At 41.8% G+C, this 26,852-nt stretch carries 35 protein-coding genes and 1 pseudogene; 35 read left to right on the forward strand and 1 reads right to left on the reverse strand.

All coding sequences use genetic code 11. The annotated features are described in order from the left end of the window. Positions 1-7 precede the first annotated feature (7 nt). The 34 genes and pseudogenes from KQI66_RS09860 to KQI66_RS10025 all read left to right on the forward strand — a co-directional run bounded on the left by KQI66_RS09860 (position 8) and on the right by KQI66_RS10025 (position 24,834). Positions 8-505 carry a P27 family phage terminase small subunit gene (locus tag KQI66_RS09860; protein WP_216429111.1) on the forward strand — a complete coding sequence of 166 codons (498 nt, stop codon included), beginning with the start codon at positions 8-10 and terminating at the stop codon, positions 503-505. Further along, complete coding sequence (locus KQI66_RS09865) at positions 502-2,193, forward strand: terminase large subunit (RefSeq protein ID WP_253287739.1); 1,692 nt, start codon at positions 502-504, stop codon at positions 2,191-2,193. The genes KQI66_RS09860 and KQI66_RS09865 overlap by 4 nt, the downstream gene beginning before the upstream one ends. 12 nt (positions 2,194-2,205) lie before the next feature. Continuing rightward, positions 2,206-3,432, forward strand: a complete 1,227-nt coding sequence (locus tag KQI66_RS09870) for a phage portal protein (protein WP_216429112.1) — start codon at positions 2,206-2,208, stop codon at positions 3,430-3,432. After that, the gene (locus KQI66_RS09875) at positions 3,429-4,028 is read left to right on the forward strand and encodes an HK97 family phage prohead protease (RefSeq protein ID WP_216429113.1); all 600 of its coding nucleotides are present in this window, start codon (positions 3,429-3,431) and stop codon (positions 4,026-4,028) included. Before KQI66_RS09870 ends, KQI66_RS09875 begins: the two co-directional genes overlap by 4 nt. Before the next feature lie 3 nt (positions 4,029-4,031). Then, positions 4,032-5,138: a phage major capsid protein gene (locus KQI66_RS09880; RefSeq protein WP_216429114.1), complete on the forward strand. Its 1,107-nt coding sequence runs from the start codon at positions 4,032-4,034 to the stop codon at positions 5,136-5,138. 14 nt (positions 5,139-5,152) lie between these two features. Further along, positions 5,153-5,443, forward strand: a complete 291-nt coding sequence (locus KQI66_RS09885) for a head-tail connector protein (protein WP_216429115.1) — start codon at positions 5,153-5,155, stop codon at positions 5,441-5,443. A 16-nt stretch (positions 5,444-5,459) separates the two neighbouring features. Then, positions 5,460-5,792, forward strand: a complete 333-nt coding sequence (locus KQI66_RS09890; protein WP_216429116.1) for a phage head closure protein — start codon at positions 5,460-5,462, stop codon at positions 5,790-5,792. Next, a complete protein-coding gene (locus KQI66_RS09895; protein ID WP_216429118.1) occupies positions 5,792-6,205 on the forward strand; it encodes a hypothetical protein in 414 nt (137 codons plus the stop codon). The genes KQI66_RS09890 and KQI66_RS09895 overlap by 1 nt, the downstream gene beginning before the upstream one ends. Positions 6,206-6,208: 3 nt before the next feature. Beyond that, positions 6,209-6,652 (forward strand): phage tail terminator family protein, encoded by a 444-nt coding sequence (locus KQI66_RS09900; RefSeq protein ID WP_216429119.1) that lies wholly within the window; start codon positions 6,209-6,211, stop codon positions 6,650-6,652. Between the two features lie 2 nt (positions 6,653-6,654). Then, positions 6,655-7,737 (forward strand): phage tail sheath C-terminal domain-containing protein, encoded by a 1,083-nt coding sequence (locus tag KQI66_RS09905; protein ID WP_216429122.1) that lies wholly within the window; start codon positions 6,655-6,657, stop codon positions 7,735-7,737. Between the two features lie 14 nt (positions 7,738-7,751). Then, a complete protein-coding gene (locus KQI66_RS09910) occupies positions 7,752-8,186 on the forward strand; it encodes a phage tail tube protein (RefSeq protein ID WP_216429124.1) in 435 nt (144 codons plus the stop codon). 13 nt (positions 8,187-8,199) lie between these two features. Further along, a complete protein-coding gene (locus KQI66_RS09915) occupies positions 8,200-8,607 on the forward strand; it encodes a hypothetical protein (protein WP_216429125.1) in 408 nt (135 codons plus the stop codon). Between the two features lie 150 nt (positions 8,608-8,757). After that, complete coding sequence (locus KQI66_RS09920; protein WP_216429126.1) at positions 8,758-10,332, forward strand: hypothetical protein; 1,575 nt, start codon at positions 8,758-8,760, stop codon at positions 10,330-10,332. A gap of 13 nt (positions 10,333-10,345) precedes the next feature. After that, entirely contained in the window at positions 10,346-10,750 is a 405-nt protein-coding gene (locus KQI66_RS09925) for a hypothetical protein (RefSeq protein ID WP_216429127.1), read from the forward strand. 11 nt (positions 10,751-10,761) lie between these two features. Beyond that, positions 10,762-11,736 carry an XkdQ/YqbQ family protein gene (locus KQI66_RS09930; RefSeq protein WP_216429128.1) on the forward strand — a complete coding sequence of 325 codons (975 nt, stop codon included), beginning with the start codon at positions 10,762-10,764 and terminating at the stop codon, positions 11,734-11,736. Continuing rightward, positions 11,737-12,015 (forward strand): hypothetical protein, encoded by a 279-nt coding sequence (locus KQI66_RS09935; RefSeq protein ID WP_216429129.1) that lies wholly within the window; start codon positions 11,737-11,739, stop codon positions 12,013-12,015. It begins immediately after the preceding gene. A 20-nt stretch (positions 12,016-12,035) separates the two neighbouring features. Next, positions 12,036-12,482: a DUF2634 domain-containing protein gene (locus KQI66_RS09940; RefSeq protein WP_216429130.1), complete on the forward strand. Its 447-nt coding sequence runs from the start codon at positions 12,036-12,038 to the stop codon at positions 12,480-12,482. After that, positions 12,469-13,527 carry a baseplate J/gp47 family protein gene (locus KQI66_RS09945; RefSeq protein ID WP_216429131.1) on the forward strand — a complete coding sequence of 353 codons (1,059 nt, stop codon included), beginning with the start codon at positions 12,469-12,471 and terminating at the stop codon, positions 13,525-13,527. Before KQI66_RS09940 ends, KQI66_RS09945 begins: the two co-directional genes overlap by 14 nt. Then, entirely contained in the window at positions 13,520-14,080 is a 561-nt protein-coding gene (locus KQI66_RS09950; protein ID WP_216429133.1) for a putative phage tail protein, read from the forward strand. The genes KQI66_RS09945 and KQI66_RS09950 overlap by 8 nt, the downstream gene beginning before the upstream one ends. Before the next feature lie 12 nt (positions 14,081-14,092). Continuing rightward, positions 14,093-15,127 (forward strand): glycine-rich domain-containing protein, encoded by a 1,035-nt coding sequence (locus KQI66_RS11440; RefSeq protein ID WP_216429134.1) that lies wholly within the window; start codon positions 14,093-14,095, stop codon positions 15,125-15,127. Beyond that, entirely contained in the window at positions 15,127-15,423 is a 297-nt protein-coding gene (locus tag KQI66_RS09960) for a hypothetical protein (RefSeq protein ID WP_216429136.1), read from the forward strand. The genes KQI66_RS11440 and KQI66_RS09960 overlap by 1 nt, the downstream gene beginning before the upstream one ends. Next, complete coding sequence (locus tag KQI66_RS09965) at positions 15,420-15,626, forward strand: hypothetical protein (RefSeq protein ID WP_216429139.1); 207 nt, start codon at positions 15,420-15,422, stop codon at positions 15,624-15,626. Before KQI66_RS09960 ends, KQI66_RS09965 begins: the two co-directional genes overlap by 4 nt. A gap of 1 nt (position 15,627) precedes the next feature. Next, the gene (locus KQI66_RS09970; RefSeq protein ID WP_216429141.1) at positions 15,628-16,071 is read left to right on the forward strand and encodes a hypothetical protein; all 444 of its coding nucleotides are present in this window, start codon (positions 15,628-15,630) and stop codon (positions 16,069-16,071) included. 9 nt (positions 16,072-16,080) lie between these two features. Next, entirely contained in the window at positions 16,081-16,389 is a 309-nt protein-coding gene (locus KQI66_RS09975) for a hypothetical protein (RefSeq protein WP_216429142.1), read from the forward strand. A gap of 13 nt (positions 16,390-16,402) precedes the next feature. After that, positions 16,403-16,855, forward strand: coding sequence for a hypothetical protein (locus KQI66_RS09980; protein WP_216429144.1), 453 nt, complete (start codon positions 16,403-16,405; stop codon positions 16,853-16,855). A gap of 174 nt (positions 16,856-17,029) precedes the next feature. Then, positions 17,030-17,848, forward strand: a complete 819-nt coding sequence (locus KQI66_RS09985; RefSeq protein ID WP_216429146.1) for an N-acetylmuramoyl-L-alanine amidase family protein — start codon at positions 17,030-17,032, stop codon at positions 17,846-17,848. Between the two features lie 288 nt (positions 17,849-18,136). After that, on the forward strand, positions 18,137-18,775 hold the full coding sequence (deoC, locus tag KQI66_RS09990) for a deoxyribose-phosphate aldolase (RefSeq protein ID WP_216429148.1): 639 nt from the start codon (positions 18,137-18,139) through the stop codon (positions 18,773-18,775). Between the two features lie 18 nt (positions 18,776-18,793). Then, positions 18,794-19,510, forward strand: a complete 717-nt coding sequence (gene deoD / locus KQI66_RS09995; protein ID WP_216429150.1) for a purine-nucleoside phosphorylase — start codon at positions 18,794-18,796, stop codon at positions 19,508-19,510. A gap of 103 nt (positions 19,511-19,613) precedes the next feature. After that, on the forward strand, positions 19,614-20,048 hold the full coding sequence (cdd, locus tag KQI66_RS10000) for a cytidine deaminase (protein WP_216429152.1): 435 nt from the start codon (positions 19,614-19,616) through the stop codon (positions 20,046-20,048). 12 nt (positions 20,049-20,060) lie between these two features. Beyond that, a pseudogene (locus KQI66_RS10005) lies at positions 20,061-20,528 on the forward strand (NUDIX hydrolase); the annotation flags it as partial. Between the two features lie 5 nt (positions 20,529-20,533). After that, positions 20,534-20,980 carry a DUF523 domain-containing protein gene (locus KQI66_RS10010; RefSeq protein ID WP_216429155.1) on the forward strand — a complete coding sequence of 149 codons (447 nt, stop codon included), beginning with the start codon at positions 20,534-20,536 and terminating at the stop codon, positions 20,978-20,980. A 67-nt stretch (positions 20,981-21,047) separates the two neighbouring features. After that, positions 21,048-21,566: an HD domain-containing protein gene (locus tag KQI66_RS10015; protein ID WP_216429156.1), complete on the forward strand. Its 519-nt coding sequence runs from the start codon at positions 21,048-21,050 to the stop codon at positions 21,564-21,566. 73 nt (positions 21,567-21,639) lie between these two features. After that, positions 21,640-23,403: an Rqc2 family fibronectin-binding protein gene (locus tag KQI66_RS10020; RefSeq protein WP_216429157.1), complete on the forward strand. Its 1,764-nt coding sequence runs from the start codon at positions 21,640-21,642 to the stop codon at positions 23,401-23,403. Between the two features lie 207 nt (positions 23,404-23,610). Then, positions 23,611-24,834 carry a hypothetical protein gene (locus KQI66_RS10025; protein ID WP_216429158.1) on the forward strand — a complete coding sequence of 408 codons (1,224 nt, stop codon included), beginning with the start codon at positions 23,611-23,613 and terminating at the stop codon, positions 24,832-24,834. 38 nt (positions 24,835-24,872) lie between these two features. Here KQI66_RS10025 and KQI66_RS10030 read toward each other — a convergent pair whose 3' ends face one another. Then, positions 24,873-25,373 carry a sporulation initiation factor Spo0A C-terminal domain-containing protein gene (locus KQI66_RS10030; RefSeq protein ID WP_216429159.1) on the reverse strand — a complete coding sequence of 167 codons (501 nt, stop codon included), beginning with the start codon at positions 25,371-25,373 and terminating at the stop codon, positions 24,873-24,875. A gap of 482 nt (positions 25,374-25,855) precedes the next feature. Between KQI66_RS10030 and KQI66_RS10035 the strand changes: the two genes are divergently transcribed. Next, on the forward strand, positions 25,856-26,794 hold the full coding sequence (locus KQI66_RS10035; RefSeq protein WP_216429160.1) for a serine hydrolase domain-containing protein: 939 nt from the start codon (positions 25,856-25,858) through the stop codon (positions 26,792-26,794). Positions 26,795-26,852 lie beyond the last annotated feature (58 nt).

Genomic DNA, 26,852 nt, shown 5'->3' on the forward strand with positions numbered 1-26,852 from the left:
CCATACCGTGCCTAAAAGATTTAAAAATTTTTTTAGAAATGAGGCGGATAATATGGCAGGCAGACCGGCTAAGCCGATTGACATGGCGGTGGGTGCGCGTACGAAAGACGAAATCGAAAGCCGCGCAGCCGCCGAAGAAAAATTGAAAAGTGCCGGCGCACCGAAGCCGCCGCGCACCTTGTCTAAAAATCAAAAAAAGATATTCCGAGAGATAGTCAAGCGCTTGGGTGCTGCAGATACCCTGTGCAGCCTTGACGATTGGATCCTTGCAAAAACCGCAACGGCAATAGACAAGTTGGCCGAGATAGACGCAGAAATAGAGGCGGCCCCGGCGAAAAAATATGATCGCGAAGTTATGAACGCCAGAGCAAAATATACACAAGATTTTTACCGCGGTTGCAATGAATTAGGGCTGTCACCGCAGAGCAGGGCAAAGCTGGCTATATCTATTGCGGAACGTGAAACGGATCCCCTCCTTGACGCCCTTGGAGATGATGAGGATTGATAAACAAAGCTGTAGAATATGCCGAAGCTGTTACAAACGGCCAGATAGAGGCGCCGAAGTATGTAAAAAAGCAAATGGGCGAGATAGTCCGGATTGCTAGAGACGAAGCCGCCGAATTTATTTTAAGCGAAAAAAAGTATCAGAAAATCTGCAAAATTTTAAAGCTGCTCATTATGCCAAAGGGAGCCAATAAGGGTAAAAATCTATACGATTGCCTGGCCGGTTTTCAATGGGCATTGATAGTTAGTGTGCTATGTGTTGTTTATAGATCGGATCCGCGCCGCAGACGCTATCAAAACGCGGTCTTAGAGATAGCCAGGAAGAATGGTAAAACCTTCATTGTAGCTGTAATATTCATTATCCTGCTGCTGACAGAGGACAGATTTTCAAAACTCTACAGTGTAGCGCCAGACGGTACACTGAGCCGATCTATTAAATCAGACATTGAGGAAATACTGGACTGCAGCCCGGCACTGGCTGGAACTTACAAGGGCAAACTCAAATTCAAAATGCTTAGAGACTATATAAAGTGCAGTATAACTGATAACGTATTTTATCCGCTGAACTATTCAAGAAATCGAATGGACTCCAGACAGCCGGCCGTCTTCTTGGTTGATGAAACAGGAGCGTTGCCGAACGTGTACCCTATAGAGGCTATGAGATCAGGGCAGATCCAGGTATTTAATAAACTGGGCTTTATTATTTCGACAAAATATCCGACTGTATTTAACCCATTTGAAGAAGAAGTCGCAGCCGCAAAAAAAGTCCTTGACGGTCTAAAAGATGATAAAGCGACCTTTGCCCTTCTTTACGAGCCGGACGACACAAAGAACTGGACGGACAACGACGATATTATAAAACACGCAAACCCGCTGGCATTGGAAGTACCGGAAATAATGGACGTACTTTTGAAAAAACGCCAGGACGCTATAGACATACCGTCTAGGCGTGAAAATTTCTTGACGAAACACTGTAATATTGTTTACCAGGGCGTCGGAACTGAAAATTATGTATCCGTTGAGGATCTGCAGAAATGCAGGGTCAATGAAATAGACTGGACAGGCCGCCGCGTATATGTCGGCTTTGACTTATCAATGACGACAGATAACAGCGCCTTTGCAATGGCAGCCTATGACGAATACACAGGCGGGATTTTAGCCGACGTATACGGCTATATCCCGTATGACAGGATAGACGAAAAAAACAAGCTAGAGCGTATAGACTACAGAGAATTTATTAACGCGGGCAAGTGTACCGCCTGCGGAGATCGCGTCATTGATTATTCAGTCATTGAGAAGGACATTTTATCCATTGAACAAAAATTCGGCTGCACCGTGGCCGGTGTTGGATATGACAGATACAACGGTCTATCATCAGCCCAGAAATTAGAGGCGGCCGGCCTAGAAACAGTAATCGTACGGCAGCACTCAAGCGTATTACATGCACCTATCAAATGGTTGGAAGAAATGATCCTGCAGGGCAAATTTGCCTATGAAGAAAATAAATTACTTGAAATAAACTTTGAAAATGCCCGCTGTACATACGACACAAATTTAAACCGGTATATCAACAAAAAGAAGTCAATCGGAAAGATTGACATGTTAATGGCGTTAATAAATGCCGTCTATCTTGTGCAGCAAAATGAAGTACTGGAAGAGGCCCAGAGCTGGGGCGGTGTAGTTCTTTAAGGTGGTGAGAAATTGGGACTATTTGATTTTTTAAAAGACAAAAAACAGGAGACAAGGGAAATAAAACAGGAGACAAGGGAAATAACCGGAGAAACACTGTTAACACAGTTAAACGGCGGCTATTACATAACTGCACAGCAGGCACAGGAGATCCCGGCAGTCGCCGCCTGCCTGGAATATGTAGGAAACAAAGTAGCGCTTTTGCCGCTCAAACTATATGAACGCGACAAAGACGGCAGGATCAGCGAGATAAAAAACGATAAAAGGACAAGGCTATTTAATATTCAGCCTTCGGAATACTTCGACGGATTTTTATTTAAAAAAATGCTAACAAAAGACTATATCTTATATGGCCGCTGTTATGCATACATTAAGCGCAGATATAACGACATTGAAGAATTAATCTATCTGCAGCCGGGAGACGTTACCCAGAACGCCAATACAGACGCGCTTAACCGCTATATCAAATACTGGGTAGAGGGTAAGAGTGTAGACAGTTTAAATATTTTTTCAGCCCTTAGATCATCAACGGACGGCGGCACCGGCCGTGGGCTGTTAGATGATAACGCCGAGGCGCTCAAGACGGCTTATAGCGAATTGCTGTTTGAACAGAATATGATTGATAAACAGGGTATGAAAAAAGGCTATCTGTCAGTTGATAACAAGATTAACGATACAGCCTTAAAGGACCTAAAGGAAAAATGGAACAGGACATACAGCGGAGACAGCAACGAAACTATGGTTTTAAATGCTGGAATAAAGTTCAATGAACTGGCGTCAACACCGGCAGAAATGCAAGTAATAGAGGCTAGGAAAGCAAGCTATAACAATATCTGCGGTTTGTTTGGTATAGCGCCGTCAGTGCTGGAAGGTACAGCGACGCCGGAGACAGAAACGGCTACATTTGAAACAGCCGTACTTCCGCCGGCAAAGGCCATAGAGGCAGCCATAAACAGAGTGCTTTTACTTGAAAGAGAAAAGGACACAAGATTTTTTGCCTTTGATATGGACGAGGCAAGAAAGGGCAGCTTGTCAGAACGCTTTGAGAGCTACGAAAAAGCCGTTGCAAATGGTATATATCAGCCGGACGAAATCAGAGAAATGGAGAATAAGCCGCCATTAGGATTGAACTATATCAAATTAGGCCTGCAGGACGTTTTATACGATCCTAAAAAAGAAATTATCTATGTCCCGAATATGGGACAGTCAATAAAGTTAGGGGGTGAAGCTAAGCAATGAAAATTGAGATCAGGGAAAAGGAAGTCATTATTTCAGGCTATGTCAATGCCGTATGCCGTGACAGCAGAGTAATGAAGCTGCCGGACGGTACCCGGTTTGTTGAACAGGTGCAAGAAGGGGTCTTCTCAAAAGCAATCGCGGCTAACAATGACATCAAATTAAAATTTAATCATGAAAAGATCATAGGCAGCACAGCAGACGGAAACCTGGAACTTAAGGAAGATAGTATCGGCCTTTACGCTACCGCCAGGGTAACGGATCCAGACGTTATAGCAGCAGCCGACGCCGGAAAAATAACCGGGTGGTCTTTCGGATTTAATGTCATTGGCGACGACTGGGAAGACTGGACAATGGACGGCGTTAAACGCCGCCGTTTAAAAGACATTCAGCTGAATGAAGTGTCGATCCTGTCAGATAGGATCCCGGCGTATGCTGGCACGTCGTACGAACTGAGGGGCGAAGACGTAGCGACAATGGAGACAAGAGGCCTTCACGAAACAGTAGTTGAAAAGACAGACACAAGAACACCGGCACCAACTTTTGACGCTGAAAAAATAAGAAAAATGAGACTTAATATCAAGAAAATGGAGGTATGAGAAATGTCAAAAATCAAAGAACTTAAAGAAAAAAGAAACGATCTTCTTATTAAGGCTGCAGGGATCCTTGACAAAGTAGAGGAAGAGACAAGGGCCTTAACAGCCGATGAAGAGAAGGAATATAACAAGTACATAGAAGAGGCGGACGGCTTAAGCCGCACTATTAAAGCCCTTGAAGAGCGCCGCCAGATCGAAGGCGGAGAGCCTAAAGACCCAACAAAAGAAGAGGAAATCAGATCTTTTGAAAAGTTCTGCAGAGGCGAAACAAGGGCCTTAAAAGTAGGCACAAATGGAGGCCTTCTGCCCCGTAGCGTAGCCAATATGATTGTTGAGGCGATGAAAAATATCAGTCCTCTTTTTGAAAGAGCAATGAAATTTAATGTTAAAGGTGAATTGTCAATCCCTGTATATGACGAAACAAGCAGCGCTATTACAGCGGCTTATGTTGACGAGCTGACAGAGCTTACCGAAAAATCCGGAGAATTAAAAGTAGTGTCTCTGCAGCCGTATATAGTCGGCGCCCTTTCCACCATTTCAAACAAATTAATTAATAACATGGATTTTGACATTGTCGGCTTTGTAGTCGATAAAATGGCGAAAGACCTTGCAGAATTTGCCGAAAAAGAAGGTTTAACAGGCTCAGCCGGAAAAATCAAAGGTCTTTTCCCTAACGTAACAAAAAAGATAACAGCAACAGGAAGTACACTTGAGGCGGACGACATTATCGATACACAGCTTGCCGTGCCTACAGGCGCACAGAGAGACGCAGTGTGGATAATGCACCCTAGCACATTTGCAGAGGCTAAAAAGTTAAAGACAACAGACGGACAGTATCTTCTTATTCCGAATATGGTGGACGGCAGCGGTTACACCATGTTCGGAAAACCTGTTTTTGTTTCAGACAATGCGCCGGCGTTTGCGGCGTCAACAAATGTAATGATTTACGGCGATTTATCCGGATATGCCTATAATATGTCAAAGGAGATCGAAGTAAATATTTTAAAAGAAAAGTACGCTACACAGTACGGAACAGGCGTTATCGGATATATGGAGATAGACGGAGCCATTATCGATCAGTCAAAATTCGCAGTTCTTGCAATGAACGCTTAAGGACGTGATAGAACATGAAAGTATCTGACATAACAACGGCCGATCTAGCAGATTATGTCAGAGCAGACGGCACGGACGAAACAACGGTTAGATTTTTAGCGGCGGCACTTGCTGCCGCTAAGGGATATATAAAGGGGCATACATCATTAACAGATGATGAAATGGACGAATATGAGGAAATCAGTATAGCAGTATTTGCGATCGTGGCCGATATGTACGACGTAAGAAGCACAACGGCCGATACAACAGCCGAGAACAAAACCGTTTCGGCAATTTTACACTTACACGACAAGAATTTTATTTAAGAAGGGGGCGGCGGCTATGCGGAATTTAGCGGGCAGACTTAACCGAAAAATAGAACTGTGGGAGAATGTAAAAACGGAAAGTGTCAACGCCATAGGCCAGACGAAGTGGGAAGGCCGCAAGGTCAGGGACTTATGGGCCGAAGTTAGGCCACAGACCGGCAGCCTGCTAAACCGCACCGCCGAAACAAAACTTTCCAGGACTACACACAAAATAATTATTAGATACATTCAGGACGTCACGCCCGGCATGTGGTTTATGGCCGGCGGCCAGAGGTACGACATTATATATATCCTGGATCCGTACCTTGCCCATGATACATTGGAGATTTTCTGTGAGGCGGTGGAATAATGGCACAGGCAGAATTAAAAGAGGATTTTGAAAAACTTGAAAAGGATATTATCCGACTTTCAGCAGACGTGGCGCCGAAAGAGTGTAAAGCCTTTATGCGAAAAGAAGGAAACAAACTTAAAAATAAAATCAAAGTGGCATTAAAAGCCGGATATAGGAAAAAGACGGGAAACCTTGTCAACGGTAAGTATTTAAAACGTGGCAAGGTATACCTATATAAGCCGGAAAATTCGTACGAAACAAGAATACACTTTGCGCCACACGCCCATTTATTAGAGCTTGGATTTAACCATGTAAAGAGTGGGCGCCACATAGCCGGACGACACCTTATAGGTAAGACGCAGGACGCCTTTGCCGGCGAATATGAAAAAGACGTTGAAGGGCTTGTTGATGACTTAACAAAAGGTTGGTGAAAAATGGCAGACGTAGGAGATATTTTAACAAAAGTAACCGATATGCTGCAGTATACCTTCAACATTGAGGTTATAGACAAGGACATAGAAGAAGACATACCGCGCCCGGCTTTTGTAATCGACACAGACGATATAACAAAAGATAAGTTTGGGCTTATGGATCATATATCCTTTAGGCTGCACGTCTATTATTTTGCGCCGTCTATTCACAGCGGTTTTGCGGACTTGTACGGCGTTTTAGACGATTTAATGGCTTTATTCGCCGGGCATATAAAAATCAATGATACTTTTAATTTCACTTTAGAAGAACAGCAGGGAACTATATATAGGGCGGATATGGCCGTAGAATTTGCCGGCTTTGTCGATATAGTAAATCCTTATATAGAAGACGCAGAAGGCGTCGATATGCTGGATCTTGACGTTGAATTAAATAAGGAAGGTGAATAATAATGGCACAGAATATGCCTAACATTGAAGTTATATTCAAACAGAAGGCCGTCACGGCCGTTCAGAGAAGCAAAAGAGGCGTTGTCTGTATTATCGTTAATGATGATACAGCAGGCGCGGCCACGACAAATAAATATGAGTTGTCCGCCGATGTAAAAGAGGCGGAATATACAGCCGATAATTACAAGGCTATTATAGGCGCATTTATTGGCCTTCCTAGGGGAGTGTATGTCGTTAAAATCGGAGCGTCAAAGAAGTTTGCAGACGCGAAAACAGCTATTGAAGGTATAGACTTTAACTGGCTTTGCTTTTTAAATGCTGACAGCACAGAGCAGGACGCCGTCGCGGCATACATCAAAGAGACAAACGCTAAAAACAAAAGAAAGAAAAGAAAAGCTGTCGTATATAAAGCTACAACAACAGATGATATGCACGTTGTCAACTTTACAAACGAAGCTATTACTTTTAAAAATACGGCGTCTGCATACCCTGTACAGAATTATACTGCAAGAATAGCAGGCCTTCTTGCCGGAATACCATTCACAAGGGCTGCTACATATACGGTTATGCAGGAGCTTGAGAGCGTAACAGAACCGGAAGACCTGGACGCGGCTGTAAACAAAGGAGAGTTTATCCTTTGGAATGACAGCGGGGAGGTAAGAGTGGGACGCGCTGTCAATTCTCTTACAACGCTTGGCGAAGATCAGACAGCTGATATGCAGAAAATAACCATTGTTGAGGCTATGGACTTAATTCTTGAAGATATAGTGGCGACATTTAATGACTATTACTGCGGCAAATATAAAAACAGTTACGACAATCAGGCCTTGTTTATAGCAGCTGTAAATGTCTATTTTAAACAGTTAGGCCGTGAAAGTATACTTGATCCGAATTATGATAACCTGGCCACAGTCAACATCGAAAAACAGAGGGAAGACTGGATCTCTAACGGAACACCGGAGGCGGCAGAATGGGACGATCAGAAAGTCAAGAATATGACTTTTAGATCTTTAGTCAATTTAATGGCTAATATTAAGATCCTTGACGCTATGGAAGACCTTAAATTTATCATAACAATGGCATAAGGAGGGCGTAAATAATGGCAGATAGTATAAAGACTAATCAGATCATACGCGGGACCTATGGCCGCGTATGGATCGACGGCGAGCTTTTCGCCAATGTAAAGAGTTTTGAAGCGAAATTGACTTTAAATTATGAAGAAGTAGACCTGTCAAACGACCTTGGGAAACATCAGCGTTACATGGGCTTTACCGGGGAAGGCACCATGACGCTGCATAAGGTCAACTCAAAGATTTTTGCAAAGGTGGCAAAGGCTATAAAATCCGGTGAAATGCCGGAAATATCCGTAGTCGGCAAACTGGAAGACCCTACAGCATTAGGCGCCGAACGTGTTTCCTTTACAGAAGTAACTATTGACGAGGTTATGGCCTTAAAATTTGAAAATGCAACAATCGGTGAAGAAGAAGTACCCTTCAAATTTGCGGACTATGAACCGCTTGATCTTATTGCATAAGGGGGCGGCATAGATGAAATTAACTATTGAAGATCTTGTGTCCCGTAGCCTGCAGTCTGACTTAGATAAATATAAAACAGTGCCTATAATCATTGACGATGAAGGCAACTATATTATGGCCGAAAAGAAGAACGTCAAAACCGTGTCAAGAATAATAGACGACAGCGGCACAAGCGCCGAAGAAAACGCAGAACAGACGGCCATGTTAATCTATGAACATTGCCCGATCTTACACAGTGACGAACTGCGTCGAAACTATGGCGTTTCTGAGCCTGTAGAAGTAGTCGAAAAAGTATTCATGTCAAATATGGAGCTTATGGAGTCTGCAGCAGCCAAAATAATGACTATGTATGGTTTAGGACGTGAAAAAACAGAAAAAGAGGAAAACACGGTTGACGCCGTGGAAGCGGTAAAAAACTGATTAAGGGCGGCGGCGAGGCCGCCCTTTTCCATTATTACCTACAAAGAGGACACAGCAAAGCGGAACTAGAGAGCCTGTCAACATTTGAACAGATTTTCTATATAGCGTCTATGGAAGTTGAGGCAGAAGCCTGGGAGGCGGTGACAAAGAATGAGTAAAAAAATGAATGTCCTAATGAAATTGCAGGACAAATTTACAAAGCCTTTAGGCAACACAACAAAAGAATTACAGAAAAGCCGCCTAGAAATCAAAAAAGGACATCAAGAGATTAATAAATGGGCGGCTACAGCCAATAGCAAGTTTAAAAGCGTAGCGTCTACAGCGGCAAAAACTATAGGCGGATTGGGCATAACGCTGGGATCATTGGCCGCCGGTGTAGGCTTTAACGAGGCCTTTAATATGGAAACCTATAAGGCACAGCTTGAAACGGCCACAGGAGACACGCAGAAAGCCGCTGACATAATGAAATATGCCATTAACATGGCCAATAAGACGCCGTTTGAGGGCGGCGCATTGGTAGAGGCTGCGGCAAAATTTGAGGCTATGGGAATGTCTGCAGAGGAATGGCTGGGACGTGCCGGAGATATGGCTGGAGCTACCGGAAAAGACATTATACAGGCGACAGAAGCCATTATTGACGCCCAGTCCGGAGAATGGGAACGAATGAAGGAGTTCGGTATAAAAGGCGTTGACGATATGGACGAATTAGTCCAGGTGATGAACAGTCGTTTTGCCGGCGGTATGGAAAAACTTTCAACGACAACTAAGGGTATGTGGTCTACAGTTACGGGCGTTATTAAAAATTCACTTGCCAAAATAGTCGGCATAATGGATGACGGCACGGTCAGACAGGGCAGCGCCTTGGATATATTAAGACAAAAAATATCATTAGTAGCTGATACCCTTATTAAATGGCAGAATGACGGAACGATTGAGGCTATAGCAGATAAGGCAACTAATATTTTAGGTAAGGGCCTGGACTTCCTGGGAAAATCAATCGCTTGGGTAAGAGACAACGCAAACTGGCTTATACCTGTACTTTCCGGCCTTGCAGGAACATTTGTAGCCTTTAATATCCTTTCGACCGTAGCTAAGTTATGGGGAGTATATCAAACAGTCGTTGCAGGGGTCACAGCGGCACAAGGCGCGCTTAATTTTGTGATGTCGGCTAACCCTATCGGCTTAGTAGCAGTTGCAATAGGCGCTTTAATAGCGGCAGGCGTGGCGCTTTACCAAAACTGGGACACTGTAAAGGCTGCAGCATTAAGCCTGTGGGAAAGTATAACGAGTGTATTTAATGGGATAAAAGACGCCATAGTAGGAGCTTTTGAGGCTGTTAAAAATGCTGTATCTCCTTTCTTTGACTGGATTTCAGAAAAATTTAACGGCTTAAAAGAGAAATTAACCAATCTGCCATTGATAGGCGGTGGAATACAGAAGTTGACAGGCTGGGGAAGTAACAAAAATACTTCCGGACACGCCACAGGAACGCCATATTTCCGCGGTGGTTGGACAAGAGTAAACGAAGGCGGCAGAGGCGAATTAATAACGCTGCCGTCAGGCGCAAAAATATATCCGGCTGATAAAACAAAAGAAAAGATGAAATCAGACGGTAAGAAAGTTAATATCAATAATTTGAAAATCGAGGTTAAAGGCGGAGACGATCCGCACGAAACGGGACGCATAATAGCTAAGGAGTTTATAGAAGCCATTCAAGCGGTATAAGGACGGTGAATATATGGATATTGTATTTTCTATTAATAACAATGCTGAAATAATGGTGCTGCCGGTATCGCCGGAATGGGAAATGGCCGAGGATCAAGGCAATGAAACATATAATGGACTGTCTTTCAATATTAGAATGATAGGCAATCCCGGACTTAGGACAATGGAACTTTCGTCTTTTTTACCGTCTAAAAGATACCCGTTTGTAAATCCGTACGCAGACATTAACCCACAGGCGTATATAGACTTTTTTCGCCGCATAAAGTCTGACAAAATACCGGCAAGAATAGTAATAACAGATAGACAGAGTGTGGAGCGTCTTAATATGGCAGTCTCGATCGACAATTTCACCTATCAGTACAGGGCCAATGGCGACGCCGATTTTTCGCTGTCAATGACGGAATATTTTTTTTTATAGGCGGTGATAAAATGCCAAAAGTAATTTTAAACAGGACAACAGACATAACCCGTTTTTGCGGAAATTTAAGTATAACTGATAACCTGGACAGTATAACCGTTGAGTTATCATTTACAACGGCGAAAAATCCACAGGACAGATATATAACAGCTGCCAGACCTGTAATAGTACCGGGCGACAAAGTGGACGTTATAGGCGATACAAGGACGCTTTTTAGCGGAATAATAACAGAAGTAAGCCTTTCCGGGGAATATAAGGCGCTGGACTATGGTTTTTACTTGTCGAACAATGACGTTATTATCCAATTTAATAAGACGTCGTGTGCTACAGCCATTAAACAGCTATGCACAAAAGCCGGCCTGCCGCTTGGCAGCCTGCCTGGACTTCCCGGAACAATAGACGGCCTGTATATAGAAAAATCTGTACTTGAAATTTTACAGGACATTATAGATACAGCAACAGCAGCAGCGGGGAAAAACTATTTTATGAGGGTCAGAGACAATGCGCTTAATATATACGAATACCCACAAACGCTGACATTTGCTAAACATAAATTTGAGGCCGGTAATGAAATAGACGTAACCTATGCCCTGGGAAGTGTTGACGGATCCGACAGCATAACGGATATGAGAAATAATATAATCGTTGTATCAGAGGACAACGGCACGGCAAAGGTACTGGCTACAGCGCAGAACGCTGCAGCCGTTGCAAAATTCGGTAAGCTGACGAAGACGGTTAAAAAGTCAAGTGACGAAGAAAACCCGGCCACAAAAGCGGCTAATACATTAAAAGAACTGGGGAACATTAAAACAACTAGGAGTGTAGGCGATATGCTGGGATCAGAGGCAGTCACGGCCGGGGTGCTGTTATTGTTTTCGTCTGATAAGTACGATTTAACAGGCGCGTATCTTGTAAAATCAGTAACCCATACATTCGGCGCGGCTCATAGAATGTCGCTTGATCTTGAAAATGCGGAGGCGGTATAAATGCAGGACTATGCTTTAAAAATGGCAAAAGCGGTTAAACAGGAAGGGAGAAAAAACAGAAACGGCCTAACATTTATAATCGGTATTATAAGAAAACAGGAACCAATGATAGTTGAAGCCCTGGACGGTGCAGCCGTTTTTACTGAAAATGACAACTTAACATTAACCGAAGGAATGAAAAATAAAATGACGTCGGATCCGGAGCGAAAGGAATATATAGGCCGCAGAGCAATTATTATAGGTTTGTCCGAAATGGTCACATTTGATGTGTTAGAGTAATAAGAAAGGGGGGCTGCATAATGTTTCCGATCGAAAATAAGACAATCGAAGAGGCGGCAGCAGCCGTCATAAGACCGCGCCCGGTGGAGGAAATAGGACGCAGTATTAAATTTGATTATGATAAACGCGAATTTATCTTTTTAAACGGCGTGGCCGAAGAAGTGACACAAGTTGAAGCTGTTAAGCAGTGGCTTGAGCTTATGTGCCGTACTCTTCCGGATAAATACGCCGTATACGGTAACAGCGGTTTTGGCATAGAGACAGACGAGATCATAGGATATAAGACACTTCCTAAGGGCTTTTTGTATTCAGAGATACAAAGACAGATCAAAGAAAATGCAAAAATACCGCGCTGCATAAAAAGCATAATTAATTTTTCGGCCGAAAACGTGGACGGGGAATTAAACATATATTTTACAGCCGTACTTTACACAGGGGAAGAGGTGAACATAAATGCGAACATCTGAGGATATTTTAAACGATATGCTGGCCGATATGCCTAATACATACGCTAAGTCTATAGGCTTTCCTGTATATGATCTGCTTAATTCTGTTGCTATTGAAAGCGAAAAGCTGTATATAAGGGCTGACGAGATCGAGGCAAAACTGGATATAGAAAATCTGTCCGGTGACGAGCTGACAAGGCGTGTATTTGATCTTACGGGCATAGTACGCCGCCCCGCTGTTAAGGCCATAGGAGAAGTTACAGTCACGGGAACTGCTACCATTCAGCCGGGTGCGTTATTTTCGACAGTCAATAATATTCTTTTTGAGGCAACGGCCGTAACGATCATTAAAGGTACCGGGAAGGTACCTATACAGGCGGTAGAGGCAGGAGCAGAAGGAAACGTCGGTACAGGATCCATTATTAAAATACCAGTCTCAATCCCTGGGATAACAGCCGTTACAAATGAAGAACCGACAAGGAACGGCTACAGAGAAGAAAACGACGAAGAATTAAAAGCCCGTTTCTATGCCGAATTGCAAAAACCAATTGTATCCGGCAATGAGGCCCATTATGAGCGCTGGGCGCTTGAAGTGGCAGGCGTAGGACGTGCGAAGGCCTTCGGCCTGGCGTTTGGTGATAATACCGTTGAAGTCTGTATAATTGGAAATGACGGTCTGCCGGCGTCTCCTGAACTTGTGGCCGCTGTTCAACAATATATTGATCCTGGCAGCCAGGGGAAAGGTGAAGGCCAGGCACCGGCCGGGGCATACTGTACAGTCACGGCAGCAACAGAGAAAAAGTTAAATATAGACGGAACGCTTGTACTTTTAGAAGGATATGAGCTGGCGGCGGTAGTAGAGGCCATAAAAACGAATATAAAGGCCATACTGCAGGAAAAGGCGTTTAATGTTGACTATATCAGTTACGCCCTTATAGCCAATACGATATTTGACACGCCGGGAGTAATTGACTATAGCAATTTAACTATAAACGGCGACGTGGCAAATATACCAGTCGGCAGCCGCGAAGTGGCAACGCTGGGGGCGGTGAATTTAATTGAATGATGTTAAAGAAAGACTGATATATAACAATAATAAATTGTACAGAAAAGCCGTTTTCGTCAATGATTTTTATACTGTTGTAGCGATAGTATATGAAAGCCTTCTTTCACGCCTGGACGAAGCGGAAAAACAGCTTTTTTTTGATACTATGACACTTCCAGGCATAGAAATTTTTGAGCGGTACCTGGGGATCACGGTACCGGCTGGAACGAGTATTGAAGAGCGTCGAAACAATGTAAAGGCAAACTGGCTGGCGGCCAGGGGAAAGAAATTCACATTAAAAATGATCCAGGAGATATGCCTGGCCTGGGACAAAGGGCGCGTTGACGTGTCCTTTACTTCCGGGAAAATAAAGATCGCTTTTCTTGAGATCTACGGCATACCGCCATTTATCGATAATTTGAAAAAAACGATCGATAGGATCAAGCCGGCGCACTTGCCGTATGAATTTATTTATCAGCTGCACACCTGGGGCGACGTTAAAACCCATACATGGGACTTTTTTAGAACGAATACATGGGAATATGTAAAGAGCGGAGATTGGCAAAACGGATAAGGAGGGGAAGAAATGGCAAGCAATACAGAACATTATAATTTAGTAAAGCCTGATTATACGGACGCGGCCGACGTTGCACAGCTTAACGGCAATATGGACATTATCGACAATTTAATATGGCAGTTAGCAAATGCAGACGGAGACGAAGAAATATTAGCACTTCTTAGGCAGATTATAGCCACAGTCGGGGAAACGGCAGACACTGACGGTGATACTATAAGCGGTAGTGTCATGGCAAAACTAAATGCAATATTAGTAAAAAACACATCACTAATTGATTATATGCCGCTTTTGAATAGTACAATTGGTACAGATAATCCGGTACCTTTAGACACAATAATTTTACAGGCGGTTGTGGGGAATGTTTTTGAATATACAACAGCCGGCACCTATATATTACAGATACCTGCAACAGTAACAAAAATAAAAGTAACTGCTTGCGGAGCTGGCGGTGGCGGCGGCGGTAGCAACGATGGCGGTGGCGGCGGCGGTGGCGGCGAAGCTATAGTTGAACAGGAATATTCTGTTACACCGCAAAGTCAGCTAAGTATAACAATAGGAGCTGGCGGAGCTGGCGGAAGTGATAATGCAGCCGGTAAAGCAGGCGGTTCAACTGTAATTGGTTCGCTTGTTACACTTAGAGGAGGAAACGGAGGTTCAGTTGCCAGCCAAGGCAATGCACAAGGAGCTGTAGCTGTTGGAAACGGCGGTGCTGGTGGTAATAGTAAATATGTACCAAGAAGAACTGAAATAACAACGCCAAGTGGCGATGGAACAAATGGCCTCATAGGTTCGGGAGGAAGTGGAGTTTTACCTGTAGGCAATACTACTGGCACATATGCGTCAGCTGCCTGCGCTGGCGGCGGCGGTGGCGGCTCAATAGGAAATGGCGGCAATGGGCAAACAGGAAACGGAGGTGGCACTACTCCGACAAAAGGCGGAGGAGGCGGTGGTGGCGGCAGAGGCTATATAGCATCACAAAACCGAACAGCAGATGGAATTGATGGTGCGCCGGGTTATGCAAAAATTGAATGGGGGTATAAATAATGTTATACGCTATGATAAACGAATACAGAGTTATTGATATTGTTAATGCAGAAACAGCTCCCTCGTGGCCACCTAACCAAATAGGAAACCCAGTTACCGCTATTGAGTGTAGTGAAGAAGTAAAAATCGGAATGAGTTATAATGAAGAAACGGGCGAATTTTCGGAATATATACCTATGCCAATACCTACACAACTTGACCGCATAGAGGAACAATTAAAATTGACATATACAGAAGCGCAGGAACAGGCAGTAGACGCCTACACAAAGGAACTCTTAGATGGGGGGATAATATGACAACTTTTGTTGAAAGTCTCCGCCGTTTATATTTAAGCGGAAATGTAACAGACGAAAAGCTGGACAGCTTAGAGTCTGCCGGGAAAATAACAGCAGACGAGAAAACATATATAAAAGAAGGCGGCGGCCCTTCTCCTGATCCAGACCTTGAAGGGCTTAGAACATTTCACAGCGAAGTAATGGGAATGATAGGAGGTGAATGAAATGCCTGATTATGCAAAAGACGCCGAAACGGTAAGACGACAATTTGATATGCTGCAGGCTGCCGGCGGAGCGCTGGCCTCTGATGAGCCGAAATATATGCCGGAAGTGGCCGTCATTGACATTCTGCCGGAATGGATCGCAGACAGCGGCACGCAGAAAAAAGGCACTTACTGTCAGTATAACGGTAATAAATATTATACATCAACGGACATACAGCGAATAGAAAATTATAACCCGGAGGCAGCGCCGAATAACTATTATTTGATACCTACGCCTGTAGGCGGGATATATCCGTACGTTATGGGTATGATGTGTAAAAGAGATATGCTTATTAAGGATCCAAACGGAAAAGTATATAAATGTACCTTAACAGCTGGGGCGACTTATAAATTAGTAAATGAGCCGTCAACGGCGGCGAGCATATTTGTTGAGGCTGATATTTAGGGGGCTGCTATGGGCACAGTAGAAATTATTAAGACCTTTATATCTCCTGTATGTATTTTGATCCTTGGAATATATCTGAATAAGCAAGTGACAAAAACAACGGAGAAAGAGGACACAAAGGAAAAGATGTGGTTATTAACTGTCAGAGGCCTGACGGCTTGTATGTCTCTTACGCTGCAGCTTGCGGAAGAAATAACAGCAATACATGGTGACGTGGCAGAAAATGAACAGCTTACAGAAAGCATTTTATATGCAAAAAGTATTAAAAACGAACTGAAAGATTTTATTAACTCAAAAGCGGTGGAGCATTTTAAATAAGGGGGAAATATACATGAGACAAATAATAGTAGCTACAATCGAAAAAAAGGATCAGCACAGTGACTACATATACAAGGAAGGACACAAGATATTAAAAGACGACAACGGACAGCGCTACTTATGTATAAATGAAAAAGGCGAACTTCACGCCTATAAGTGGCCGGATCAGGCGTCAGACGAAGGGGACGGCGTTTTTATGGCTACCGACGAAGTAGGAGCAGCAGGCGGCTATCCTGAGATTGACGGCGTTAAATATAGAATATGCGGAGCTGGATCGAACTTTGTTTATACAGACACAGAAAGAAAAAATAAAGTGTCTACTGCGGACACAGTTACAGACGACAAAGTGGTTGTTGTATCTCCTAACAATCCAGAGAAAAAAGAAGCAAGGGAACTCTTACGCGGCATGTATGTAGGACTTGAAAGCACTATGAAAGAGCGTGACAAATGGGGTGATAGACCATGACAGAGGCGCTTATCAATATAATTAATAACCTTGCGCAGCTCATAAAGGTGAAAACGCTTGTCACTCTTATATTGACAGTTGTATTTGCTGTGTTAGCCATTAATGGCGGTATTAACCCAGAACAGTTTTTAACAGTTTTCACGGTTGTTATATCATTCTATTTCGGAACGCAGTATGAGCGAAAGACAGCAAATGCGGGGGAGGTGCAACAGAATAATGTCAACTCTTCTAATAGCAATTGACGACGGACACGGCAGTGACACAGCGGGGAAAAGGACGCCTTATTTTAATGACGGCAGCATAATGAAAGAAAACGAATTTAATTCAGCAACGGCAGCACACCTTAAAAAAGCGCTTGAGAGGTGCAATTTTAAAACCCTGTTTGTGGCCCCGGAGGAAACAGACACACCATTAAACAAGAGGATAACCCGTGCCAATAATGCGGACGCAGATTTCTACATAAGCATACACGCGAACGCCTTCGGCAATAGTTGGAACAATGCGGAAGGCATAGAGACATATATTTATAATATGGCTGACGTATTAACCAGGAGAGCCGCAGAGCTGATCCAGACCGAACTGATCCAGGCAACAGGAGCAATAGACAGGGGCGTCAAAGAAAATCCGGAATTATATGTTTTAAATTCCACAAAAATGACGGCTGCACTTGTTGAATGTGGTTTTATGACAAACAGAGCAGAGGCCGCCAGGTTAAGGACTGCAGAATATCGCTCGATATGTGCGGAGGCTATTTGCAAGGGTATTTGTAAATACTTCAATATGCCATATATCCCAGAGCCTACAGCCTGCAGCTTGATTAAAATAGTAGTTGACGGGACAGAACATATAATAGACGGCTTAGAAGTAACCGACAGCGACGGAAATATAACTAATTTTGCGAAAATACGCAGCCTTGCACATTTGCTGGGCTATGATGTAAACAGCGTCGGCGCTATGCCGGTTTTAACTAAGAAGTTTTTAACTAAGAAGTAAACGAGAACAAAGGCGGAGCAAGTCCGCCTTTGTTTTTTTTGATATAAAGCATTTTAAAATAAAGTAACAATAAAGTAACAAAAAGTAAAAAGAAGCCTTGAAATACGGGAAAAATTATCCAATAAATTTAAATTTTTGTTAAAATTGAGCTTGGTATGTAATTCCGTATAAGGACAAATGTATATTTTGTTAAGTTTAATATAAGTACCGATGCGGTTTGTTGACACTTTAGATAAAAAATGATACCATATTTTAAAGGCAGTACAAGTGTTTAAACGGAGGTGCAACATGGATAATGCAGAGATTTTAAAGCATATAGACCATACTCTTCTTAAGGCGGTTTCCGACGAAAAGGGAATACTCGATATATGTAAAGAGGCAGTTGAGCACAAAACTGCATCTGTATGTATACCGCCATCATATGTTAAGCTTGCAAAGGAAAAATATCCTTCGCTTAACGTGTGTACGGTTATAGGCTTTCCTCTCGGATATTCCACAACTGCGGTTAAGGTTTTCGAAACCGAGGACGCAGTTAAAAACGGAGCCGATGAGATTGATATGGTAATAAATATCGGTGACGTTAAAAACGGAAGCTTCGATAAGGTTACCGAGGAAATTTCGGCAGTAAGAAAGGCTGCTGAAGGAAAGATACTTAAGGTTATTATAGAAACCTGCTATCTTACGGAAGAGGAAAAAATCAGACTTTGCAAATGCGTTACAGACGGCGGAGCCGATTATATAAAAACCTCAACCGGTTTTGGAACTGCCGGAGCACAGAAGGAGGATATTGTCCTTTTCAAAAACAATATCGGCAAAGATGTAAAAATCAAAGCTGCCGGCGGAATACGCACAAAGGAAGCAATGGAAGAATTTATTGAGCTTGGCTGTGACCGAATCGGCACAAGCGGAGCAAATTTATTATTTTAATTAACGGAGGATAAAATTATGTCAGAATTAAATGTACCTACAGCTCATAACGATGCGAAATACGGAGAAATAGCAAAAACAGTTCTTATGCCCGGAGATCCCTTAAGAGCAAAATTTGTTGCAGAAAATTTCCTTACAGATGTTAAGCAGTTCAATGGTGTAAGAAATATGTTCGGCTACACAGGAAAATACAACGGAAAAGAAGTATCTGTAATGGGAAGCGGTATGGGTATGCCTTCAATTGGTATCTATTCATATGAGCTTTTCAACTTCTATGATGTTGATAACATTATCCGTATCGGCACAACAGGCGGTATCCATGACGATCTTCAGCTTGGAGACCTTGTTATCGCACAGGGCTCATGCACAGATTCAAACTATGCCGCTCATTACAACCTTCCCGGAACATTCGCTCCCATTGCAAGCTATAAGCTTTTAAGAGGTGCTGTTGATGCAGCAGAAAAGCTTGGCGTTCATTATATGGTAGGCAATGTTCTTTCAAGCGATGTATTCTATGTAGAGGATATGGCAAGAACACTTGCATGGAAGAAGATGGGCGTATTATGTGTTGAAATGGAATCAGCCGCTCTTTACATGAATGCCGCAAGAGCAGGCAAGAATGCACTTTGCGTACTTACTGTTTCCGATATTCCCGCAAAGGGACTTGCAACAACAGCAGAGGAAAGACAGAACTCATTCACTAACATGATGAAGGTTGCTTTATCATTAGCTTAATTAAAAACGATTAATTAAATTTTATTGGGAAGCTATATGCTTCCCAAACTCTTTTGTATATAAAATTATCGTTAGCATTTATGAATGATTATGAGGTGATATTATGGCAAATTCAGTAACTGATCGTCAGCTTGTACTTGAGGCAATCGAGGCAAGAAAGCAATCCTATTCACCTTATTCCAACTACATGGTTGGTGCGGCATTATTGACGAAGGACGGCAAGGTATATCGTGGCTGCAACATAGAATCTGCCGCATATTCACCGACAAACTGTGCCGAAAGAACTGCCTTTTTCAAAGCGGTTTCCGAAGGAGAGCGGCAGTTTGAGGCGATAGCCGTTATCGGAGCACACAGAGATGCAAAGCCGGAGGATTATGGATATTTTTACCCCTGCGGTGTATGCCGCCAGGTTATGATGGAATTCTGCAATCCTAAGACCTTCAGAATACTTACGGCAAAAAGTGCGGACGATTTTACATCGTTTACGTTGGAAGAAATACTGCCGCATGGTTTCGGGCCGGAGGATTTGAATTATTGATAGGATATTGCTATGAGAAACACAACATTATGTTATATCGAAAAAGACGGTAAGTATCTTATGCTTCACCGTACCAAAAAGGAAAATGACGAAAACAAGGATAAATGGATAGGTATAGGCGGTAAGTTTGAAGAAGGCGAAAGTCCGGAGGACTGTGCCTTAAGAGAAATAAAGGAAGAAACAGGACTTACCGTTACGTCCTATCAATATAAAGGAATTGTCACATTTGTTTCCGATGAATGGGGAACAGAATATATGCATCTGTTCAGAGCCGATGAATTTGCCGGAGAGATAATCGAATGTGATGAAGGCGAGCTGGAATGGATAGCAAAGGAAGATTTGCTTAAACTGCCTATGTGGGAAGGAGATAAAATATTTCTCAAACTTCTGGACAGTGATGTTCCGTTTTTCTCGCTTAAGCTTAAATATAGCGGTGATGTGCTTACGGCAGCTGTGCTTAACGGAAAAGAGTTTGAGGTGTAACAATGGAAAGTATACTGGTAAGTGCCTGTCTTCTCGGAGTTTCGTGCAGATATGACGCAAAAAGCAAGCCCAATGAGAATGTTATCGGACTTATAAAAAAATATAATCTTATACCGGTTTGTCCCGAAATATTGGGCGGTATGGCAACTCCAAGACTGCCGTCGGAAAGGAAGGGCAATAAAGTCGTTTCAAAATGCGGTGACGATGTTACAAAGCATTTTGTCCACGGTGCAGAGGAAGCACTCAGGCTTGCAAATATGTATGGCTGTAAAAAAGCTGTACTTAAGGAAAAAAGCCCGTCCTGCGGTTTCGGAAAGATATATGACGGAACCTTCAGCGGAACTCTGATAGACGGAAACGGTGTTGCGGCCGATTTGTTGTCAGCCGCAGGCATAGCTGTTTTTGGTGAAAGCAGTTCCGAGCTTATTGACATGGTCAATAACGATTAATAAATTTGATTTTTTTTCGGTACTGTTATATAATACATCTGTTATTATATATATGGGAGGCATGCAAATGGTTTTTGGTGTTGCGGTTCGTGCGGTTGAGTACAATGAAAACGATGCTCTTCGTATTCATCATCTTATAAGAGTTCATACTTTTGCAAGAATTATCGGTAAGTCTGACGGTTTTGATGAAAGCAACCAGAAGATAGCTGAGCTTGCTGCGCTTCTGCATGATATAGGCATTCACAATGCCGAAAAGAAATATGATTCGACAGACGGAAAGTATCAGGAAATAGAAGGCGGTCCGGTAGCAAGAGCTATTATGAGGGACGCTCACATTCCCGAATGGATTATCGACAGGGTATGCTACATAGTTGAGCATCATCATACACTCAGTGCCATTGACGGACAGGATTTTCAGGCTGTTGTTGAGGCTGACCTGCTTGTAAATATGTATGATGACCACCTTGATAAGGAAACCATACGAAAAATCCGTGACAGGATATTCAAAACAAGAAAAGGTACGCAGCTTGTTAATGAGATGTACCTCAGCGATAAATATACTTACAGCAAACCGAGATATAAATAAAACAATATGGCCGCACCTAATGGTTGCGGTCATTTGTTTACAGATAAACTGACAAAACAGGAGTTGTTTTAATATGGCATTTGACGGAATAGCCGTTTCAAATATAGTTTACGAGCTTAAAAACAAGCTTGAAGGCGGAAGAATAGACAAAATATACCAGCCGAGAGCCGACGAAATTATTTTTTCTGTGCGTTCATTGAAGGAAGGCAATTTCAGAGTACTTATTTCCGCCAATTCTATGAATCCGAGAATACACATTACGGAAATAAAAAAAGAAAATCCCATAACCGCACCAATGTTTTCTATGGTTATGCGAAAACATATCGCCGGCGGAAGAATACTCGATATTCGTCAGCCGGATTTTGAGCGAATAATAATACTTGACGTTGAAAGCATGAACGAAATGGGCGATTTGGGCGTTAAGCACATTATTGTCGAGATAATGGGAAAATACAGCAACATAATACTTACCGACGAGAACGACAAAATACTTGATTCCATAAAACACGTAAGCCATGATAAAAGCTCGGTAAGAGAGGTGCTTCCCGGCGGACAGTATGTTTTTCCGCCTTCACAGGGCAAGTTAAATCCTCTTGATGCCGATTATGATAAATTCAAAGATGTTATGCAGGAGAAAGCCTCGCAAAAGCTCCAGGCGGCAATATATAAAAGCTTTACGGGAATAAGCCCGTCATATGCCTCGGAGATATGCTACAATGCCGGCCTTGATGCCTCCGACAGACCTGAACAGCTTGACGAAAGCGGCATTGAAAGGCTTTGGAAAAGCTTTAAGCATGACATGGACAGAATTAAAAACGGAGATTATACACCGAATATTGTTTATGACAAGAATGAGAATGTCGTGGATTTCTTCTCACTTTCTGCAAACCAATATAAGGGTTTTGAGATAAAGAGCTTTGAAACCTTTTCGGAGCTTTTGGAGATGTTTTATAAAAAGAGAGATAATCTCTATCATGTAAAGCAGAGAGCCCATGACGTTAGAAGAATTGTTGTGTCCAATATAGAGCGATGTGTAAAAAAACGTGATATTCAGATGAAGGCATTTAAGGACACAGAGGACAGGGATAAATACAGACTTTACGGAGAGCTTATCACAGCGAATATATATGCCGTTGAGCCGGGAAGTAAGGAGCTTGTTACGGCAAATTACTATGAAGAAAGTATGCCGCAGATAACAATTCCGCTTGATCCGGAGCTTTCGGCATCTGAAAATGCCGCAAAGTATTTTTCAAGATACAACAAAGCGAAAAGAACCTATGCGGCGACTGTTATACAAAAGGAGCAGAACGACGCAGAGCTTGAATATCTGGAAAGCGTTCTGTCTGCCATTGATGCCTCGGATGACGATAACGATATAACAGAAATAAGAAGAGAGCTAATAAACGAAGGCTATATAAGGGCAAAAAAACAGGATAAGGCAAAAAATAATAAAAAAACAAAGCCTGTTCATTTTGTGTCTTCGGACGGCTTTGATATTTATGCCGGAAAGAGCAATATACAAAATGATGAGCTTACACTGCATTTTGCCGACAGCGACGATATATGGCTTCATACAAAAAATATTCCCGGCTCGCACGTTATAATCAAATGCGGCGAAAATAGTGTTCCGGACAGAACGATAGAAGAAGCAGCAACCATTGCGGCATATTACAGCAAGGCAAAGGAGTCAACAAAGGTTCCTGTGGATTATACGCCGAGAAAATATGTTAAAAAACCGAACGGTGCAAAGCCGGGAATGGTTATATATGTTCAGAATAAAACTATACTCGTCGATCCGGATGAGGGTGTTGTGAACAGACTGAATGCCGAAAAGTAAAAATATCAAAATTTCAAATAAGATAAAATGTTACAGGTGTAATCTATAAAAGTCAAATTTATGGATTACGCCTGTTTTATGTTGTAAGCCTTTGATGCTATTGACAACTATAACGCAAACCATATCCAATATAATGATGTGATACCGAAAGGAAAGAGTAAGTATTCATCTGATGTATCTAATGTTGATGTTAATATAGGGGGCAAATTGGCAACGGGTTATTTTAATGATAATGCTGATGTATTGCCGAGAGCAGTTAATACAGAAACAACTAATGATACTCGCTCTGTTATAACAAAATTAAAGGAAAGTGTACCTGAATTATCTGAAATGAAGCCCGTATCTATAATAACAGGTACAGAGTTCCAGAAAGGTAGTAAAAAAATTACTGAAACAGTAGGTGAGTTTTTTGCATCTCTGGGGAATAAGGTTGTAAGAAAAGGGTTTGGAGAAGTTTTACTCACTAAAAAAGGTATTAAATCGAGCATATCACATGGTGTCAGTGGAGTAAAAGCTTCAGTGTTCAAAGCAGTTCCAGATGTAATAAAAAACGGAAAACTAATAGACTATCAAGAGGACTGGAAGAACAGGGGTTATGATACATATATATTTGCAGCACCAGTAAATATTAATGGAAATACTGCTTATTTAGCAGCCGTAGTAAGACATGATAACACATCAAATAGGTTTTATTTGCACGAAATAGTTGATGAAACCGGAAGGCTATTTAATCAGACTAAAGAAAATAACGGCTTGAATACCTTCAAGACCACGTCAGCAAATAATGCCTCAAGTGGAGTATCCTCACCGTCAATTAATATTATATCCGACACAGACACGAATTACAACACCGATACAGAAAAAAATATAGCCACTTTACCAACAGCAGCCGACACAAACAGCAATAACAATCTCGGCATAGTAAATCAAGATGCACAACAGCTTTTTGAGGACTTACAGAATGCTAAGACAGACATCAGGAGCAAAGCAAGAAAAGCATATCAGTCAACTATATCCGGCTGGGCACCGTTTGAAAGAATGACAAAAGCTGATACACGAAGAGGCGGCAGAAACATAACCGATCCGGTAAATAAGTTATCCCAGAAAAACGGTGTGTTTGACACTATCAAAAAGAAAGCCTTATTCGACATTAACGCAAATAAAGTCAGCGACCTTAGTCTTGACAGTGTTGTAAAGCAAGTTCCGACTAATCAGTTGAACGACTTTAACACATACTGGCATGAATTACACAATATAGACCGTTTGGCACAGAATAAACCTGTTACAGAGCATACAGCGGATGAGAGCCGACAAATAGTTCAACGGAAGGAAAATACTTATGGATTAATTCTGCAATTTGTAGAAGCTTTTCTGTCGTTAGAACAAACGGATTTGCATACAAAATCTGAGCCTCGAGTAAATCGCTTTTGATGTCATTGACAGGTGACATTCTGAATTTGAAGTATTTATTATTGTTTTCTGGTATGCTCTTTGATGTATTCCGCAACAGCGGTTACAAATTGTGAATTAGTCGGCTTTTTTGTCGGCATAAAACCAAGATAGTGTTCAAATATATCTTCATTTCCGGTTTTCCATGCCGTTTCTATTGCATGACGAATAGAACGTTCTATTTTAGCAGTTGAGGAAGAGTATTTTTTAGCTATAAACGGATAAATATGTTTTGTTATACTTACAGTTGTTTCTTTGCTTTCAAGTATGTAATTTATTGCATCGATAAGGTAGCCATATCCCTTAAGGTTAGGAGAAACGCCCATTTTGCGGAGTATTGTTTGTATGGTTTCGGCTTCTTCCGCCGAGTCGGTGCTTAAGCTTAATTCATCAGCGAAGAAATCACGGCTGAAGGATACCGAAGCGACACTTGAAAACGAAGCAAGCGCTGACATTATTGCGGATAGTTCATGTATGTTTTTTAATGTTATGATTAATGAGCAGCTTTCGTTTTGATTCATATCACTTCACCTCTATTGATTATATTAGTATATTTTCAGATATTTTGCATCATTTTGCAAGATTTTGTGGATTGTTTTTTTCGACAATCATTTTATGTTAAGAAAAATGCCTGTTTTGTCGCATTTGTCTTAAATTACCAAACACATTTGATTGAAATTTATGTATAAAAATATTGATTATTGTTGTTTAAAATAGAATTTAATCGAATTATATTTTGATAACAAAAATCGAAATATGATGTAAATTGATGAAATTTAGAATATTTTGTATAATCATTGCGTTTTTAATCGCATATTTTATAAGAATTATTTAATATAAATCGCATTTTTCGACAAAAAATTCGGATAAAATAGTTTAAAATAAAAGATTATCAAAAAATTTAATCAATAAAAAACAATAGCTTTTGAAAATAAATTTATATATTTTATGTTGTAATCGGTATATTTTGCCTGTAAAATATATATTGAAAGGGTGATACTCGATGGAAAAGAATATAATGGACGATCAGCTTTTTCTTGATGCAATGATTTCGGAGTTTCAGATTGAAGATTTGAATGTGCTTTATGCACAGATAAGAAAAGACGGAAAAGTAACCGGTGAATATAAAAGAACACCGAACAAAACAAGACTTAATCTTTTTTCCGTAAGTAAAAGTGTCGTTTCCTGCGGTGCCGGAATTGCCATTGACGAAGGACTTATATCTAAGGATGAATATATATGTGATGAATTTAAGGAATATGTTCCTAAAAATGCTTCGGAAAATCTTCTCGGAATAAAGGTTGAAAACCTTCTTACAATGACAAGCGGACTTAAAACAAGCCTGTTTTTTGCCGATAACAGCGAAAGGTATACGGTAAAGGACTGGATAGCTCATTTCTTTAATGCGGAGTTTGATGCAAAAGCCGGAGAAAAATTTTTGTACAGCAATTTCAATACATATATTTTAAGCTGTATGATAGAGCGAAGAGCCGGAGTAAACCTTCTTAACTATATGCGTGACAGATTTTTTGAACCGCTTGGAGTCGGCAATCCGGATTGGACATTGTGCCCTAAGGGACATGTTCATGCGGCAAACGGACTTTATTTCAATATTGACGAGCTTGGAAACTTCGGACAGATGCTGCTTGATAACGGAAAATTCAACGGCATACAGCTTGTACCGGAAGAATATCTTAAGGAGGCTGTCAAAAAACAGGTTGAAAGCGTACCTATACTTGGGCTTGATAATCCGGAGGAGAAAAACGGATACGGCTATCAGTTCTGGATGACGCATATTCCCGACACATATCTCTGTTACGGAAACTATGGTCAGTTCTGCCTTGTTATGCCTAAAAAGAATACGGTAATAAGCATACAGTCGTTTGAAAGCAACGCAAGCCACATGCGTGATATATTGCTTGAGTTTGCGGAAGATATTTGATAAACATGACTTGGATTTGATTTTTTAATCAAATTCAGGTCTTTTTTATTTATACTGA

Source organism: Anaerotignum sp. MSJ-24 (assembly GCF_018918145.1).
Classification (GTDB): Bacteria; Bacillota; Clostridia; order Lachnospirales; family Anaerotignaceae; genus Metalachnospira.